At 67.0% G+C, this 14417-nt stretch carries 14 protein-coding genes; 9 read left to right on the top strand and 5 right to left on the bottom strand.

Annotated features, from left to right (window positions below):
* Window positions 1-116 precede the first annotated feature (116 nt).
* Window positions 117-1292, top strand: coding sequence for an N-acetylmuramoyl-L-alanine amidase (locus tag Q9R14_RS06760; RefSeq protein WP_306003918.1), 1176 nt, complete (start codon window positions 117-119; stop codon window positions 1290-1292).
* 39 nt (window positions 1293-1331) lie between these two features.
* Window positions 1332-2009 carry an SDR family oxidoreductase gene (locus Q9R14_RS06755; protein WP_306003917.1) on the top strand — a complete coding sequence of 226 codons (678 nt, stop codon included), beginning with the start codon at window positions 1332-1334 and terminating at the stop codon, window positions 2007-2009.
* A gap of 4 nt (window positions 2010-2013) precedes the next feature.
* Here the strand turns inward: Q9R14_RS06755 and Q9R14_RS06750 are convergent, their stop codons facing one another.
* Window positions 2014-2682, bottom strand: coding sequence for a J domain-containing protein (locus Q9R14_RS06750; protein ID WP_039247646.1), 669 nt, complete (start codon window positions 2680-2682; stop codon window positions 2014-2016).
* 45 nt (window positions 2683-2727) lie between these two features.
* On the opposite strand from Q9R14_RS06750, the gene Q9R14_RS06745 reads away from it, so the two are divergent.
* The 7 genes from Q9R14_RS06745 (at window position 2728) to Q9R14_RS06715 (ending at window position 11280) form a co-directional block, all read left to right on the top strand.
* Window positions 2728-3024 carry a BolA family transcriptional regulator gene (locus Q9R14_RS06745; protein WP_039247647.1) on the top strand — a complete coding sequence of 99 codons (297 nt, stop codon included), beginning with the start codon at window positions 2728-2730 and terminating at the stop codon, window positions 3022-3024.
* An 80-nt stretch (window positions 3025-3104) separates the two neighbouring features.
* Entirely contained in the window at window positions 3105-4922 is a 1818-nt protein-coding gene (locus Q9R14_RS06740) for a response regulator (protein ID WP_306003916.1), read from the top strand.
* 124 nt (window positions 4923-5046) lie between these two features.
* Entirely contained in the window at window positions 5047-5511 is a 465-nt protein-coding gene (locus tag Q9R14_RS06735) for an RcnB family protein (RefSeq protein ID WP_306003915.1), read from the top strand.
* A gap of 98 nt (window positions 5512-5609) precedes the next feature.
* Window positions 5610-7298 (top strand): cisplatin damage response ATP-dependent DNA ligase, encoded by a 1689-nt coding sequence (locus Q9R14_RS06730; RefSeq protein WP_306003914.1) that lies wholly within the window; start codon window positions 5610-5612, stop codon window positions 7296-7298.
* A 51-nt stretch (window positions 7299-7349) separates the two neighbouring features.
* Window positions 7350-8303: a mechanosensitive ion channel family protein gene (locus Q9R14_RS06725; RefSeq protein ID WP_306003913.1), complete on the top strand. Its 954-nt coding sequence runs from the start codon at window positions 7350-7352 to the stop codon at window positions 8301-8303.
* On the top strand, window positions 8303-9319 hold the full coding sequence (locus Q9R14_RS06720; protein WP_306003912.1) for a low specificity L-threonine aldolase: 1017 nt from the start codon (window positions 8303-8305) through the stop codon (window positions 9317-9319). The genes Q9R14_RS06725 and Q9R14_RS06720 overlap by 1 nt, the downstream gene beginning before the upstream one ends.
* 74 nt (window positions 9320-9393) lie before the next feature.
* Entirely contained in the window at window positions 9394-11280 is a 1887-nt protein-coding gene (locus Q9R14_RS06715; RefSeq protein ID WP_306003911.1) for an ABC transporter ATP-binding protein/permease, read from the top strand.
* On the opposite strand, the gene Q9R14_RS06710 is transcribed toward Q9R14_RS06715, so the two are convergent.
* The 4 genes from Q9R14_RS06710 to Q9R14_RS06695 all read right to left on the bottom strand — a co-directional run bounded on the left by Q9R14_RS06710 (window position 11265) and on the right by Q9R14_RS06695 (window position 14367).
* On the bottom strand, window positions 11265-11744 hold the full coding sequence (locus Q9R14_RS06710) for a chemotaxis protein CheE (RefSeq protein ID WP_306003910.1): 480 nt from the start codon (window positions 11742-11744) through the stop codon (window positions 11265-11267). The two genes, Q9R14_RS06715 and Q9R14_RS06710, sit on opposite strands and share 16 nt — an antisense overlap.
* Window positions 11741-12292, bottom strand: a complete 552-nt coding sequence (locus Q9R14_RS06705; RefSeq protein ID WP_039247653.1) for a PleD family two-component system response regulator — start codon at window positions 12290-12292, stop codon at window positions 11741-11743. The genes Q9R14_RS06710 and Q9R14_RS06705 overlap by 4 nt, the downstream gene beginning before the upstream one ends.
* 134 nt (window positions 12293-12426) lie before the next feature.
* Window positions 12427-13374 (bottom strand): acetyl-CoA carboxylase carboxyltransferase subunit alpha, encoded by a 948-nt coding sequence (locus tag Q9R14_RS06700; RefSeq protein ID WP_306003909.1) that lies wholly within the window; start codon window positions 13372-13374, stop codon window positions 12427-12429.
* Between the two features lie 90 nt (window positions 13375-13464).
* The gene (locus Q9R14_RS06695; protein ID WP_306003908.1) at window positions 13465-14367 is read right to left on the bottom strand and encodes a tyrosine recombinase; all 903 of its coding nucleotides are present in this window, start codon (window positions 14365-14367) and stop codon (window positions 13465-13467) included.
* Between the last annotated feature and the right edge of the window lie 50 nt (window positions 14368-14417).

The raw sequence follows: 14417 nt of genomic DNA, 5'->3' as shown, positions 1-14417 counted from the left end.
CTGAATACGAGCCTCTGTCATGATGAGGTTCAAGTAGGCTTAAACCGGGTTCGCCGACGCAGATGAGCGGTCGCGTTTTGACAGGTCTGATGCGCTGGGGCGCGAAGGAGTGGGCGATGACCGCCCTGGCCTTCGTGGTCATCTGCATGGTCGGTCTGTCTGCAACGCGCGGTTTCGCCTGGGGCGCGCAGGGCGATGTACTGGCGGTGCGCTTCGGCGCCGACGGCGATCGGACCCGCGTCGTCATCGATCTGGACAAGACGGCGCAGGGACGCGTCATCGACGCAGGCGGCGAGGGCCGGGTGGTCCTGGCCCTCAGCGGTGTTGCGCCAGGACGCGGTCTGAACGGCGGTGGTTCGGGTCTGGTGCGCTCCTATGAGGTCACGTCGTCCGGCGGTTCGTCGCGAGTTCAGCTGGAACTGGCGCGCGGCAGCGAGATCGAACGGCGCTTTCTGCTGCCGCCCGGCGACGGCGTCAGCCATTATCGTTATGTCGTCGATCTGAAGGCGACGGGAGCCGCCGCGCGCGCCTCGACCACGCCGGCGCCGCGCACCAGCGCACCGCCGCGCCGCGCTGAACGCCCCCTGATCGTCATCGACGCCGGCCATGGCGGCAATGATCCCGGCGCCAGCGGCGCGAGCGCCCAGGAAAAGCAGGTCACTTTGGCCGCCGCCCTGGCCTTGAAGGCCGAGCTTGAGAAGAACGGTCGTTATCGCGTGCGCCTGACACGGACCGACGACCGCTATGTCGACCTCTATCGTCGCGTCTCCATCGCGCGTCAGGCCGACGCCGACCTGTTCATTTCCCTGCACGCGGACGCTGGCGCCGATCCGGCGCTGCGCGGGGCCAGCGTCTATACCCTGTCGGAGCAGGGCGCCGGCCGGGCGGTGCGTGAGTTCACGCGCGGCGACAACTGGCATCGTGAGTTGCATCTGCCGGGCCGCGACCCGTCGGTGGATCGCATCCTGCTCGACATGACCCAGCGCGCGACCCAGAACCGCTCCGCCCAGTTCGCGCGCGTTCTGCTGACGCACCTGGAAGGCTCGGACCATCCTCTCTTGCGCCGCAGCCATCGCGATGCGGGTCTGGCTGTGCTCCTGGCGCCCGACGTGCCGGCCGTGCTGCTGGAAATGGGCTTCATCACCAATCCCGAGGACGAGCGGCTGCTGACCGACGAGCGCGCGCGCCGTCGCCTGATGAAGTCGGTCGCGGACGGCATCGATCGCTATTTCCGCGAGCCGTTGAGCCCTATGATGGCCGCCGCGAACAACCAAGCCGCCGGCCAGCCCTGATTCCGCGCAACCAAGCCGGCCGTCGCCGGTTTCGGCACCATGAAAAAAGCGATTGTCACGGGCGGATCAGGCCTGATCGGAACGGGCGTTTGTGACGCCCTGCAGGCCAACGGATGGGAGGTCGCCTCCTTCGACCTGAAGCCGGGTGAGGGTGAGGCGCGTCATATCGACTGCGATCTGGGTAATGAGGACTCGGTCAAACAGGCGTTCGAGACCCTGGGCTGGTCGTCGCTGGACCTGCTGGTCAACAACGGGGGCATCGCCGATCCGGTGAACGGCCCGCTGGCTGAGCTGTCGCTGGCGGACTGGCGCAAGACCATCGACAGCCATCTGACCGGCGCCTTTCTGATGAGCCGCGCCGCCATTCCGATGCTGAACGAGGGCGGCGCCATCGTGAACATGATCTCGACGCGCGCCTTCATGTCCGAGCCGCACACCGAGGCCTATGCGGCGTCCAAGGGTGCGCTATCTGCCCTGACCCACGCTCTGGCGATCAGCGAAGGCCCCCGGATCCGGGTCAACGCCATCGCGCCCGGCTGGATTTCGGACGGCGAGGATTTGCGTCCTGTCGATCACAAACAGCATCCGGTCGGCCGCGTCGGCCGCGCCGAGGACATCGCCGAGGCCGTGCTCTATCTTGCCGAAGCGGGCTTCGTCACCGGCCAGGTGCTGACCGTAGACGGCGGCATGACGCGCAAGATGATCTACGCCGACTAGGCCGTCAGGCCAGACCGGCCTTCTTCAGCGTCTTCCAGGCCTTGATCACGCGTTGCAACTTGGCCTCGGCGCTGCGGTCGCCGCTGTTGGTGTCGGGGTGAAACCGCTTCAGCAGCTCGTGATACTGAGCCTTGATCTTCGCCTTGTCCGCGCCCGGATCCAGATCGAGGTCGGCGAGGGCGGCGCGTTCCAGCTTGCCGATGCGGCGGTCCTCGGTCGCGGATTGCGGCGCCTGATCGCCCTTGCGCCCGAACAGGCCGAAGCTGTCGCGCCATGAGCCGGCGCCAGTGGTGTTCGAGGTGCCCATCTTGGCGGCGAAAGCGGCGGCCTCGCGCGTGAACTTGCCGGCCTGCATCTCCCAGGTCGGGCGGCCGCCGGTCATGGCTTCGTTTTCTTGGGCGGCGCGAATCTCACCCTCGGTCATGCCGGCGTAGAAGTTCCAGCCCTTGTTGTATTCGCCGGCGTGCGGCTGGCAGAATTCGTAGAAGTCGTTCAGCCGTTCGCGCGACTTGGGCGCCTTGGCCGCAGCAGCCCGGCGGCAATCGGGCCACTGGCACGGCTTTTCGCCCGGCTTCAGGTGCAGGACGTCGGCTTTCGCCGCCTCTTCCTCGGGCTTGGGCGGCTTCACCCGAATGTCGGTGAAGCGCGGCTTGTATTGAAAGGAGGCGGACATCAGTCGAAGTGTAAGCCCGATTGGGACAGCATCAAGGAATCGATCATGTCTGAAGGCCCGGTGGCGACGATTATTCGTGCAAAACTGACGGCAGGGCTGTCGCCCCTGCGTCTGGAGGTCGAGGACGACAGCTGGCGCCACGCCGGTCATCATCATGAAGGCGGAATGGACGCCAAGCCTGGCGGCGAAAGCCATTTCAATCTGGTGATCGTGTCCGCCGCTTTCCAGGGGCAATCGCGGCTGGCGCGACAGCGCGCGGTCAACGCCCTGCTGAAAGATGAGATGGCCGGACCGGTCCACGCCCTTTCGATCAAGGCGCTGACGCCGGAGGAGGCTGGCTGAGCGAAAGAACTGCGTTCACATCGTCTTAGAACCTTCGTCTTAGCGTCATCCGACCAAACAGAACGTGGGGATCTGGGCTTATGGTGGAATCAGACGGCGTCGCGAAGGCGCTCGAAGGCGAGCAACGCGCCGGAGACGCGGCCCAGGCGCTGACAGCCATCCTGCAGACGCAGTATCTCCGCTACATGATCATCGCCTCGTGGGGCGTGGGTCTTCTGGGCACCGTCGGCTTGTGGCCGGCGCTTCTCTGGTTCGGCGGCACCCTGGCGGCCGGGTCGCTGCGGGGAATCGTCGAACATCGTCTGAGCCATCGCGTCGACACCAACTGGGGCGTGATCTTCCCGATCGTGGCCACGGTGACGACCGGCGCCTGGGCCATTGCGCCTCTGATGGCCTGGTTCTCGCCCACCGAGTTCGGGCGGCCCCTGGCCCTCGCCCTGCTGATTTCCGGCTATGTGCTGGTGTTCGCTCAGCTTCGCAGCTCGCCGCGTCAGGCCCTGATCATCTCTTCGCCCTACGGCGCGGCCGCGACGATCATTCTGTTCAGCCTGTGGGGCACCAACGCCTTCTGGTCGATGCTGGCGGTCCTGCCGTTCACAGCGGCGGGTCTGTTCGTGCTGGTGACCATGACCCTGCTGCGCGAAGACCGCATTCGGGCCTTCCAGTCGCATCAGGCGCATCTGATCGAGGAACTGGAAGCGGCCCGCGACAAGGCCAACGCCGCCAATGACGCCAAGTCGAACTTCCTGGGCGTGATCTCGCACGAACTGCGCACGCCCATGAACGGCGTGCTGGGCGCGGCCCAACTGCTTAGCGCGACGCGACTGGAGACGACGCAGCGCGAGTATCTGTCGATTATCCGCAACTCCGGCGACAATCTGTTGTCGTTGCTGAACGACATCCTCGACATGACCAAGATCGAGGCCGGCAAGATGAACTTCGAGGTCGTCGACATCGTCATCGACGGCCTGAACAAGCGCATCACGGGCCCCTTCGAAGCGCAGGCCGAAGCCAAGGGCCTGACGTTCGTCACGACCGTGGAGGGCGAGATTCCGACGGTGGTGCGAGGCGATCCGCTGCGCGTCTGTCAGGTGGTGCAGAATCTGTTGTCCAATGCGGTCAAGTTCACCGAGACCGGCGAAATCCACTATCTCGTGCGGGGCCACCGCATTTCGGACCAGCGCGTGCGGTTCGAATTCGTCGTCCAGGATAGCGGCGCAGGGATTGCGGCCGCCGATCTGGAGCGGCTGTTCATGCCCTTCACCCAGGTCGACACCTCGTCGACGCGGCGCTTTGGCGGCACGGGTCTAGGCCTGACCATCGCGCGACGCATGGCCAACATCATGGGCGGCGACATCACCGTGACGTCCAAGCTCGCCGAGGGCTCGTGCTTCACCCTGGAAATCGAGGCCGAGGTCGTGGAATGGGCCAAGCCCGTCGCGGCGGCCGAGGTTCATGCCGAGATCGAGGGTGGCGAATCGCTGCGCGTCCTGGTGGTCGAGGATCACCCCGTGAACCGCATGATCCTGGAGGCCTGGATGAGCTCGGCCAGCCACGTCACCTCGACAGCCGAGAACGGCCAGGTCGCGGTCGATATCGCCAAGAACCAGCCGTTCGACCTGATCATCATGGATGTGAACATGCCGGTCATGGACGGACTGACCGCAACGCGCATCATCCGCGAGGGCGGCCAGAACGCCGGCACCCCGATCGTGGTCCTGTCGGCCTCGGCGCGTCATGAGGATCACGAGGCTGGTCTTCAGGCGGGCGCCGACGCCTATCTGAACAAGCCGATTGATTTCGGCGCTTTGGCCGCCCTGATGGGGCGCGTCAGCGGCGGTCGCGACGCGGTTGCGCAGATGGCCGCACCGCCATCAGAGGCCTCCGTCGCCGCCTGATTGAGGCGATCCTGTGTTCCCGACATGAACCTAGTCCGAGGACGCCGGTTCAGGCGCGCCTCAGTCGCCGTGCTCCATAACTGCACCCAAGCCGATGGTCTTCGGCGCAGATGGAGACACGATCATGAAAAAGATCCTGACCACAACAATGGCCGCTCTGATGGCCACGACCACCTTGGGCGCAGCCGGAGCAGCCTCGGCGCAGTCTCGCGGAGATCACCGCTACGAACGTCATTACGACCGTCACGACTACCGCCAGGATCGGCGCGACTATCGTCGCGAGCTGCGCGAAGAGCGTCGTGAGTATCGCCAGCAGCAACGCGCCTATGAACGCTGGCAGCGTGCGGAACGTCGTTACAACGCCCCGCGCTATGTCCCGCCGCGCGGCTATGCGGTTCGGACCTGGAGCTATGGTCAACGGATGCCGTCCTACTACCGCACCAACGCCTATGTGGTGAACGACTATAACCGCTATGGCCTGCGCGCGCCGCCCCGTGGCTACCAATACGTCCGCAGCGGCAATGACGTGGTGCTCGCCGCCGTCGCCGGCGGCCTGATCACCGCCGTGATCGCCGGACTGTTCAACTAATCCGTCAAGGATTTGAGATGCGCCCCGGAGGGAAACCTCCGGGGCGTTTTTCGTTCTGCACAGGACGGCGACGCTTCCGGCGCCCAAGATGGATGACGATGCGCGCCTTCGCCGAGCTTCTGGATCGCCTGTCCCTGACGGCTTCGCGCAATGCGAAGCTGGTGCTGGTGCGCGATTATCTCAGGGCAACGCCGGATCCCGACAGGGGATGGGCGCTGGCGGCCCTGACCGGCGACCTGACGTTCGACGCGGCCAAGCCGGCCATGATCCGAAAGGCAGTCGAAGGCCGGGTCGACAGCGTGCTGTTCGGATGGTCCTACGATTATGTGGGCGATCTGGCGGAGACCGTGGCCCTGATCTGGCCCGTGACGCCTGATCATCGGCCGAACCGCGAGCCCGAGTTGGCCGAGGTCGTCGAGGCGCTAAGGACCGCCACGCGGACCGAGGTGCGCGGCCTTCTGGAAGGCTGGCTGGATGCGTTGGAGCCGAAAGGGCGTTGGGCGTTGCTGAAGCTGATGACGGGGGCCTTGCGCGTGGGCCTGTCGGCGCGGCTGGCCAAGACGGCCGCGGCGATGATGCGCCCGGATGCGGTGATGGCGCCGCCTTCGCCGGAGGGCGACGAGGCGCAGATGACGCTGGAGGCCCTCGACGCCTCGGCCATCGAGGAAGTCTGGCACGCGGTCGAGCCGCCCTACGCCGATTTGTTCGCCTGGCTGGAGGGCAGGGCGGAGCGGCCCAGCCCGGATGCGCCCGGCCGGTTCCGGCCCGTCATGCTGGCCGTCGCCATCGATGAAGCGGTCGATCTGCCCAAACTGTCGCCCGCCGACTATGCGGCCGAATGGAAGTGGGACGGCATCCGGGTTCAGGCGGTGCTGGAGGGCGAGGTCCGCAAACTCTATTCCCGAACCGGCGACGAGATTTCGACCGCCTTTCCAGACGTGATGGAAGCCCTGGCGTTCGAAGGCGCGATCGATGGCGAGCTGATCGTCTGGCGCGACGGGGCGGTCGCGCCGTTCGGGGACCTTCAGCAGCGGCTGAACCGCAAGTCGGTGGACGCCAAGGCGATGCAGGCCTTTCCGGCGGCGGTCGTCGCCTATGACCTGCTGGCCCAGGATGGCGAGGATCTGCGCGGCCTGCCGCTGCGCGAGCGTCGGGCGCGTTTGGAAGCCCTGGTCAACGGTCATAATGGCGAGCGACTGCATCTGTCGCCGGTGGTCGATTATGCGGATTGGGAACAGTTGGCGCGGTTGCGCGCCGATCCGCCGGTCGGGGCGGCGGCCGAGGGACTGATGCTGAAACGCTGGGACAGCCCGTATCTGGCGGGGCGACCCAAGGGGCCGTGGTTCAAGTGGAAGCGCGACCCGCACGTCATCGACGCCGTCCTGATGTACGCTCAGCGGGGGCATGGGAAACGCTCCAGCTTCTATTCCGACTACACCTTCGGCGTCTGGACGCCGGAGGGCGCGCTTACGCCGGTAGGCAAGGCCTATTTCGGCTTCACCGACGAGGAGTTGAAGCAACTCGACAAGTTCGTGCGCGATCACACCATCGACCGGTTCGGGCCGGTGCGGTCGGTGCGGGCCGAGCGGGATTTCGGCCTGGTGCTGGAGATCGCTTTCGAGGGGCTGAATCGCTCGACGCGGCACAAGTCGGGCGTGGCCATGCGCTTTCCGCGCGTCAGCCGCATTCGCTGGGACAAGCCGGCGCGAGAGGCCAACACCATCGACGATGTCATGGATCTGCTGGACGCCATCGAAAGCGGCGGCGGACGGATCGCAAAGGCCTGAAATCCGGCTTTCGGGGGTTCCAATCGGCGCACCAGGCGTTAGACCCGACCCATGTCTTCGCCTCTTCCAACCGATGTCGCCCAAGCGGTCGCCGCAGGGCGCAAGGCCGTTTCGATCGACGCCGCCGTGATCGCCAAGCTGACCGACATGGCGGGTGATTTCGCGATCAATCTGACGATCGCCATCCTGATCTTCGTCCTGACGGTCTTTGCGGCGAAATGGGCGGCGCGGGCGGCGCGCAATACCCTGTCGCGGGTCAAGGGCTTCCGCCACGATCCGACGGTCCTGAGCTTTGCGGTCCAGGTGGTGCGGGTGGTGGTCTTCATCATCGGCATGATCGCCGTGCTTCAACGCCTGGGCGTTCAGACCACTTCGATCATCGCCGTGCTGGGTGCGGCGTCCTTGGCGGTGGGCCTGGCTTTGCAGGGCACGTTGTCGAACGTGGCGTCGGGGATAATGCTGCTGGTGCTGCGACCCTATCGCGTCGGCGACGTGGTGGATGTCGGCGGGATGAGCGGCACGGTGCAGCGACTGGACCTGTTCACGACCCAGCTGTCCAACGCCAACAACCACAAGATCGTCATTCCGAACTCCAAGGTCCTTAGCGACCCGCTGACCAATCTGACCGGCCAGCAGACCCGCCGGATCGAGATCAACTTCACGGTCGGCTATGGCGACGATCTGAACCAGGCCCGCTGCGTGCTGGCGGATATGGCCGCCGCACACGACAAGGTGCTGCACGATCCCCATCCCTGGACGGGCGTGACGGGCCTGCTGGACAGCTCGGTGCAGGTGACGCTGCACGCCTGGGTCAAGGTCGGCGACTGGTGGCAGACCCAGGCCGATCTGATGCAGGGCGGCAAGGAGGCGCTAGACGCCGCCGGGATCGAGATTCCGTTCCCGCACCAGGTCGCCGTGCCGTATGGCGATGAGGATGTGGTCCCGGTCGTGCGCGTCCGCACGGTCGATGACGATGCTGCCGATCTGAAGGCGACGAACCGTTGATGCGTTACGATTTTGGTTCCGACAACACCGCCGGCATGGCGCTGAGCGCCATCGAAGGCCTGCTGCGCGCCAACAAGGGATTCGCCCGCGCCTATGGCGCAGACGAGGTCACAGCCCGCGCCGCCGACCAGATTCGCCAGCGTCTGGATGCCGACGCCGAGGTGCGGTTTGTTTTCAGCGGGACGGCGGCCAACGCCATCGCCCTGTCGATGCTGGCCCAACCCTATGAGGCGGTGCTGGCTCACCATGCGGCGCACATCTGCACCGACGAGACGGGGGCGCCGGGCTTCTTCGGTCACGGCGTCGGCCTGATCGGGCTGCCGGGCTTCTCGGGCAAGATCGATCCATTGGCCCTGCAGGCGCAATTGGGCGAACCCGAAGTCGGGCATCGTCAGCCGCCCGCCGCCCTGTCGCTGACCCAGGCCACGGAGTACGGCTCGGTCTATACCGAGGAAGAACTGCGCCACCTGATCGAACCGGCCAAGGCGCTGGGCTACGGCGTTCACATGGACGGGGCGCGCCTGACCAATGCGGTCGCCGCCGGTTTCGACCTGAAGGACATTCCGCGCCTGGGCGTGGACGTATTGGTGTTCGGCGGGGCCAAGGCGGGCGCCAACTGCGCCGAGGCGATCGTGCTGTTCGACAAGAGCCTGGCGCGGCGATTGGACAACCGGCTGAAGCAGGCGGGCCAGACGTCGTCCAAGACGCGTCTGCTGTCGGGTCCGATGCTGGGCTTGCTGGAAAGCGGCGATTGGGAATCGGGCGGCGCCCACGCCAATCTGATGGCGCAGCGCTTGGCGGCCGGCATTGCGGGGCGGTCGCCCTTCGTCCTGGCCCACCCGGTGGAGGCGAACGCCGTCTTCGTGCGGATGCCGCCAGAGGCGCACGCCCGCCTGAACGAAATGGGCTGGGCCTGCTACGCCTTCGATGACGGTTCGGTGCGCTTCGTCTGTTCGTGGGCGACGCAGGAAGCGGCCGTGGACGAGTTGATCGAGGCGGTGGCCGGTCTGCGCTGAGCGACGAATCCCCGCTTGCGCGCCAGCGTGGCCTTTCCCCGGTCGCATTGGCTTTCCATATGCGGATCATGGCGATGCGAGGCGAACGCTCCGGCGGCAGGCGTGACCCGATGGTCAAGGCGCAGCAGGCAGGGAGCCCACAGGACAAGACGGATGGACCCCCGACGCTGACGGCGCTGGCGGACCTTGCGCGGCTGGTGGCCCGATCGGGCGCGCCGCACCTGAAACTGCGGCTGATTTCGGCCATCCTGCTGACGCTGGCGGGCAAGGGGCTGGGCGTTCTGGCGCCGCTGGTGCTGGGCGCGGCGGTCAACCGTCTGGCGGCGGGGCAGGGTGCGGCGACCGCCGTCGGCCTGGGCTTTGCGGCCTTCGCCATCGGCTGGACCCTCGTGCGGTTCCTGTCGGCGGCCTCGCCCCTGGTGTCGGACGTGGTGTTCGCGCCGGTGCGCGCTGCCGCCCAGCGCGCGACGGCGGCCGAGGCCTTTGCTCATGCGCTGAGCCTGTCGCTGGACTTCCATCAGACCAAACGCTCGGGCGCCCTGTCGCGGACGATGGACCGGGGATCGCGCGCGGTCGATTTCCTGCTGCGCATCCTGGCCTTCAACCTGGTCCCGACCGGGGTGGAACTGGTGCTGGCGGCCGGGGTGCTGGGCGCCAAATACGACTGGCGTTTCGCCGCCGTCGCGGTGGTCGTGGTCGTCATCTACACCGCCGCCACCTTCGCCATGTCCAACTGGCGGCTGGAGCATCGCCGGATCATGAATGCGGCCGATTCCGAGGCCGCCGGCGTCTCGGTCGACGCCCTGCTGAACTATGAGACGGTCAAGTCGTTCGGGGCCGAGACGCGCGCGGCCCAGACCTATGACCGGGCGCTGGGCGACTATGCCGAGGCGTCGCTGAAGGCCAACAGTTCGCTGAACATGCTGAACGGGATGCAGGCCCTGGTGATGAACCTGGGCCTGGGCGTCATGGCGGTGATGGCCGGGTTCGAGGCGGCGGCCGGTCGGATGGGGCCGGGCGACGTGACGGCGGCGGTGCTGATCATGATCTCGCTGTACGCGCCGCTGAACATCCTGGGCTTCGCCTATCGGGAAATCCGTCAGTCCTTCATCGACATGGAGGAGATGCTGAAGGTGACGCGACAGACGCCGCAGGTCGCCGATGCGCCGAACGCCGTCGCCCTGCCGCGGCCGGTCGATGCGCGCGGGGCGTCGGTGGCGTTCGAGGGCGTCGGCTTCCGCCACGACGCGCGGACCAATGGGCTGGAGGACGTCAGCTTCTACGCCGCGCCGGGCACCACGACGGCGCTGGTCGGCCCCTCCGGCGCGGGCAAGTCCACCATTGTCAAACTGGCGCTGCGTCTGCTCGATCCGCAGGAAGGGCGCGTGCTGATCGATGGCCATGATGCGCGTGAGGTGACCCAGGCTTCGCTGCGGTCGGCGGTGGCGCTGGTGCCTCAGGATGTGGCGCTGTTCAACGACACCCTGGCCGCCAACATCGCCTTCGCCCGGCCCGAGGCGGATGAGGCGCAGGTGTGGGCGGCCGCGGAGGCGGCGGAACTGGCCGACTTTATCCGCGGCTTGCCGGATGGGATGCAGACCAAGGTCGGCGAACGGGGGCTGAAGCTGTCGGGCGGCGAACGCCAGCGGGTGGGCATCGCCCGCGCCCTGCTGGCCGATCCGTGCATCCTGATCCTGGACGAGGCCACCAGCGCCCTGGACAGCCGCACCGAGGCCGCGATCCAGAAGACGCTGCGCAAGGCCAGGACCGGCCGCACGACCCTGGTGGTCGCACACCGGCTGTCGACCGTTGCGGATGCGGACCAGATTCTGGTGCTGAAGGCCGGGCGGATCGTCGAACGCGGCGGGCACCACGAACTGGTCGCCCGACAGGGCGGGGAATATGCGGCGCTGTGGCGCAAACAGACGCGTGGCGGCAAGACGCCTCAGATGGCCGACTGATCGGGGGTCGGCAGCTTCTTTCTCAGAACCTCATGCAGGTTCGTCAGGATGGCGGTCCGCGCGGCCTGCTCTTGCGGCGGCAGCGCCAGCAACAGCTTCATCGCCTGGGCATGGACCGTAGCGATGCGCCAGTCGAAACCGCCCTGACGCGGCGCGGCGTCCAGCAGGTCGCACAGGCCCTTGGCCGCCGTGCACAGGTCGTCCATCTCGAAAGGGCTGGCCGCATCGATGATCTGGCTGGAGGAGGAATAGGCCAGATCCAGCCGCATCGGCTCGATCAGGTTCGGATCGGGCTTGGCCAGCAGGGCCGCGATATTGTCGCCGATGATGGCGCGGGCCTGTTCCTGAAGTCCGTCCAGATTGGCGCGGGCCTGGGCCAGGGCGACCCCGACGCTGACGCCGCCGGGGCGATCCAGCATCTCTGCCAGACGCGACTTGCGCTGAGTGTGGGTGATGACGGTCATAGGGCCAGACTCTCCATCCCCTTCGCCTTGCGAATCATGTCGGCGCGACGTTCCACGCCTTCATAGCCGGTGTGCCGGAACCGGCGATCCGGCCCCAGGTAGTCGCCGACCTCCAGGAAGGGCCGGCTGTCGCGCGCGACCCACAGGATGCGCTCCAGCAGAAGGGCCGGGCTGAAGGGCTTGGTGACGACGAAGTTGGCGCCGCAGTCCCGCGCCTCGGCGACGCGCCCGCGACGAATGTGGCTTGCGGTCATGATGACGGGGGTGAAGGCGTTCGGATTGGGGCCGGAGCGACGCAGCCAGCGCACCAGTTCGAACCCGTCGATGTCGGGCATGTCGGTATCGACGACCAGCAGATCGACGGGCTTGTCGGTCAGCAGCTTCTTGGCTTCCATGCCCGTGCCGCACGCATAGGTCGGCCGGATGCCGAAACCGGTCAGGGCGTTGGACGTCAGGGTCAGGGAGAAAGGCGAATCATCGACGATCATCGTGATCGCCCCGGCCAGATTGAAGACGGCGCTTTCACGCAGGGACTCGCCGCCGCTCATGGCGCAAAGGCCCCCGTCTGTCGCGCCGCTGAACTCATGGCCGGTCGCAAACCCCGATGCCCCTGAACGAAGCGCCGAGCTTGGCAGACGAGGGTGGATGCTGCGTTAACGCTGGTCGCCAGAGCGACCGGGCGTCAGAGGGCGCCGATGGCGTAGAAGCGATCCGCGCGACGCTTCTTGATCTGCTGCGGCGTGAGGCCATCGAAGCCCTTCAGCTCTTCGGTCAGAACGTCGCCGACATTGGCCATGGCCGCGTCGCGATCGGTATGGGCGCCGCCGACAGGCTCGTCGATCAGGCGGTCGACGATCTTCAGCTGCATCAGGTCCGGGCCGGTGATCTTCATCGCCATGGCCGCGTCCTTGGCCCGCGCGCCGTCGCGCCACAGGATGCCGGCGGCGCCCTCGGGCGAGATGACCGAATAGATCGAGTGCTCCAGCATCAGCACACGGCTGGCCGCGGCGATGGCGATGGCGCCGCCCGAACCGCCTTCGCCCGTAATGGTGGCGATGGAGGGCACGCCCAGGGTCAGGCAGCGCTCGGTCGAGCGGGCGATGGCCTCGGCCTGGCCGCGCTCCTCGGCGCCCAGGCCCGGATAGGCGCCGGCGGTGTCGATGAAGCTGAGGACCGGAAGGCCGAACTGCTCGGCCATATCCATCAGGCGCACAGCCTTGCGATAGCCCTCGGGCCGCGCCATGCCGAAGTTGTGGGTGATGCGGGTCGCGGTGTCGTGACCCTTTTCGTGGCCCATGATGACGACGGGCCGGCCGCGGAACCGGGCCAGACCGCCCAGGATGGCCTGGTCGTCGCCGAACTGACGGTCGCCGTGCAGCTCGTTCCAGTCAGTGAACAGGCTCTGGACGTAATCGATGAAGTGTGGGCGCTGCGGATGACGCGCGACCTGGGTCTTCATCCAGGGGTCGAGGCCGGCGTAGGTCTTCTTGCGCAGTTGCTCGGCCTTTTTGCGCAGGCCCTCGATCTCATGGTCGATGTCGCCCGAGGTGTCGGCCAGCAGCGACAGCTCTTCGATCTTGGCTTCCAGATCGGCGATCGGCTTTTCGAAGTCGAGATAGTGCGTGGCCATCAAGGCGTCCGGGAACTGCAAACGGGCGAAAGCGCCCTTGGGGAAGGCGCGCGAACCTAGAGAGGTCAACGCCGCCGGGCAAGCGGGGGTTCAGTCGTCGCGCGCCAAGGGGTGGTTTTGTTGGACGACTTGGGCCAGGCGATCGGTGGCGACGTGGGTGTAGATCTGGGTCGTGGCGATATCGACATGGCCCAGCAGGGTCTGGACGACGCGCAGGTCGGCGCCGCCTTCCAGCAGGTGGGTGGCGAAGGCGTGCCGCAGGACATGGGGGCTGACGCGGGCGGGGTCGATGCCGGCCGTGATCGCCGCCTCGTCCAGCAGTTGGGCGAAACGGCGCGGGGTCAGATGGCCGGTGCGGCCGGAGGAAGGGAACAGCCAGGGACTGTCGGGCGCATCAGGCTTTCGCTTCGCGTCACGCGCGATGAGCCAGGCCTTGATCGCTTCGCGGGCGGCGGCATTGAGGGGGGCGAGCCGTTCCTTGCCGCCCTTGCCGCGCACGATCAGATAGGCGGGGTCGCGCCGAACGGCCTCGACTTTGAGCCCCAGCAGTTCGGACACGCGCAGGCCGGAGGCGTAGGCCATCTCGACCAGGGCGACCAGGCGCAGGCCCGCCGCGGCGTCAAGGGCGGCCGATGCGGCCAGCAGGGCGTCGATCTCGGCGCGGCTCAACACCTTCGGCAGCGAACGGCCCTGTTTGGGGGCGTCGAGGCGGCGCGAGGGGTCGTCGGTGCGCCAACCCTCGGCCAGGGCGAAGCGGTAGAACTGGCGCGCGGAGGACCGCCGACGGGCGGCCGTGGCTGCGGACAGACCGCGCCGCGACAGGTCCGCGAACCAGGCCTCTACCGCTTCGGCGTCGGCCTTCATCAGCCCGCCGGCCTCTGACAACGCCATCTCCGCGTCCGCCAGATCGCGGCCATAGGCGGACAGGGTGTGGGGCGAGGCGTCGCGCTCGACCGCCATCATCTCCAGAAAGGCCTCGATCTGGGGCGTCATGCGGCGATCCTCGGCCTGAACGACTGGCGCAGGGTCAGGCTTGGTGTAGA

Source organism: Brevundimonas sp. C43 (genome assembly GCF_030732185.1).
Lineage (GTDB): Bacteria > Pseudomonadota > Alphaproteobacteria > Caulobacterales > Caulobacteraceae > Brevundimonas > Brevundimonas diminuta_C.
This window is presented reverse-complemented; position numbering and strand designations above follow the sequence as displayed.

Excerpts from the sequence above, each read along its gene's own strand:
- Q9R14_RS06760 (WP_306003918.1), top strand. The coding sequence starts at position 117 with ATGACCGCCCTGGCCTTCGTGGTCATCTGCATGGTCGGTCTGTCTGCA.
- Q9R14_RS06755 (WP_306003917.1), top strand. The coding sequence starts at position 1,332 with ATGAAAAAAGCGATTGTCACGGGCGGATCAGGCCTGATCGGAACGGGC.
- Q9R14_RS06750 (WP_039247646.1), bottom strand. The coding sequence starts at position 2,682 with ATGTCCGCCTCCTTTCAATACAAGCCGCGCTTCACCGACATTCGGGTG.
- Q9R14_RS06745 (WP_039247647.1), top strand. The coding sequence starts at position 2,728 with ATGTCTGAAGGCCCGGTGGCGACGATTATTCGTGCAAAACTGACGGCA.
- Q9R14_RS06740 (WP_306003916.1), top strand. The coding sequence starts at position 3,105 with ATGGTGGAATCAGACGGCGTCGCGAAGGCGCTCGAAGGCGAGCAACGC.
- Q9R14_RS06735 (WP_306003915.1), top strand. The coding sequence starts at position 5,047 with ATGAAAAAGATCCTGACCACAACAATGGCCGCTCTGATGGCCACGACC.
- Q9R14_RS06730 (WP_306003914.1), top strand. The coding sequence starts at position 5,610 with ATGCGCGCCTTCGCCGAGCTTCTGGATCGCCTGTCCCTGACGGCTTCG.
- Q9R14_RS06725 (WP_306003913.1), top strand. The coding sequence starts at position 7,350 with ATGTCTTCGCCTCTTCCAACCGATGTCGCCCAAGCGGTCGCCGCAGGG.
- Q9R14_RS06720 (WP_306003912.1), top strand. The coding sequence starts at position 8,303 with ATGCGTTACGATTTTGGTTCCGACAACACCGCCGGCATGGCGCTGAGC.
- Q9R14_RS06715 (WP_306003911.1), top strand. The coding sequence starts at position 9,394 with ATGCGAGGCGAACGCTCCGGCGGCAGGCGTGACCCGATGGTCAAGGCG.
- Q9R14_RS06710 (WP_306003910.1), bottom strand. The coding sequence starts at position 11,744 with ATGACCGTCATCACCCACACTCAGCGCAAGTCGCGTCTGGCAGAGATG.
- Q9R14_RS06705 (WP_039247653.1), bottom strand. The coding sequence starts at position 12,292 with ATGAGCGGCGGCGAGTCCCTGCGTGAAAGCGCCGTCTTCAATCTGGCC.
- Q9R14_RS06700 (WP_306003909.1), bottom strand. The coding sequence starts at position 13,374 with ATGGCCACGCACTATCTCGACTTCGAAAAGCCGATCGCCGATCTGGAA.
- Q9R14_RS06695 (WP_306003908.1), bottom strand. The coding sequence starts at position 14,367 with ATGACGCCCCAGATCGAGGCCTTTCTGGAGATGATGGCGGTCGAGCGC.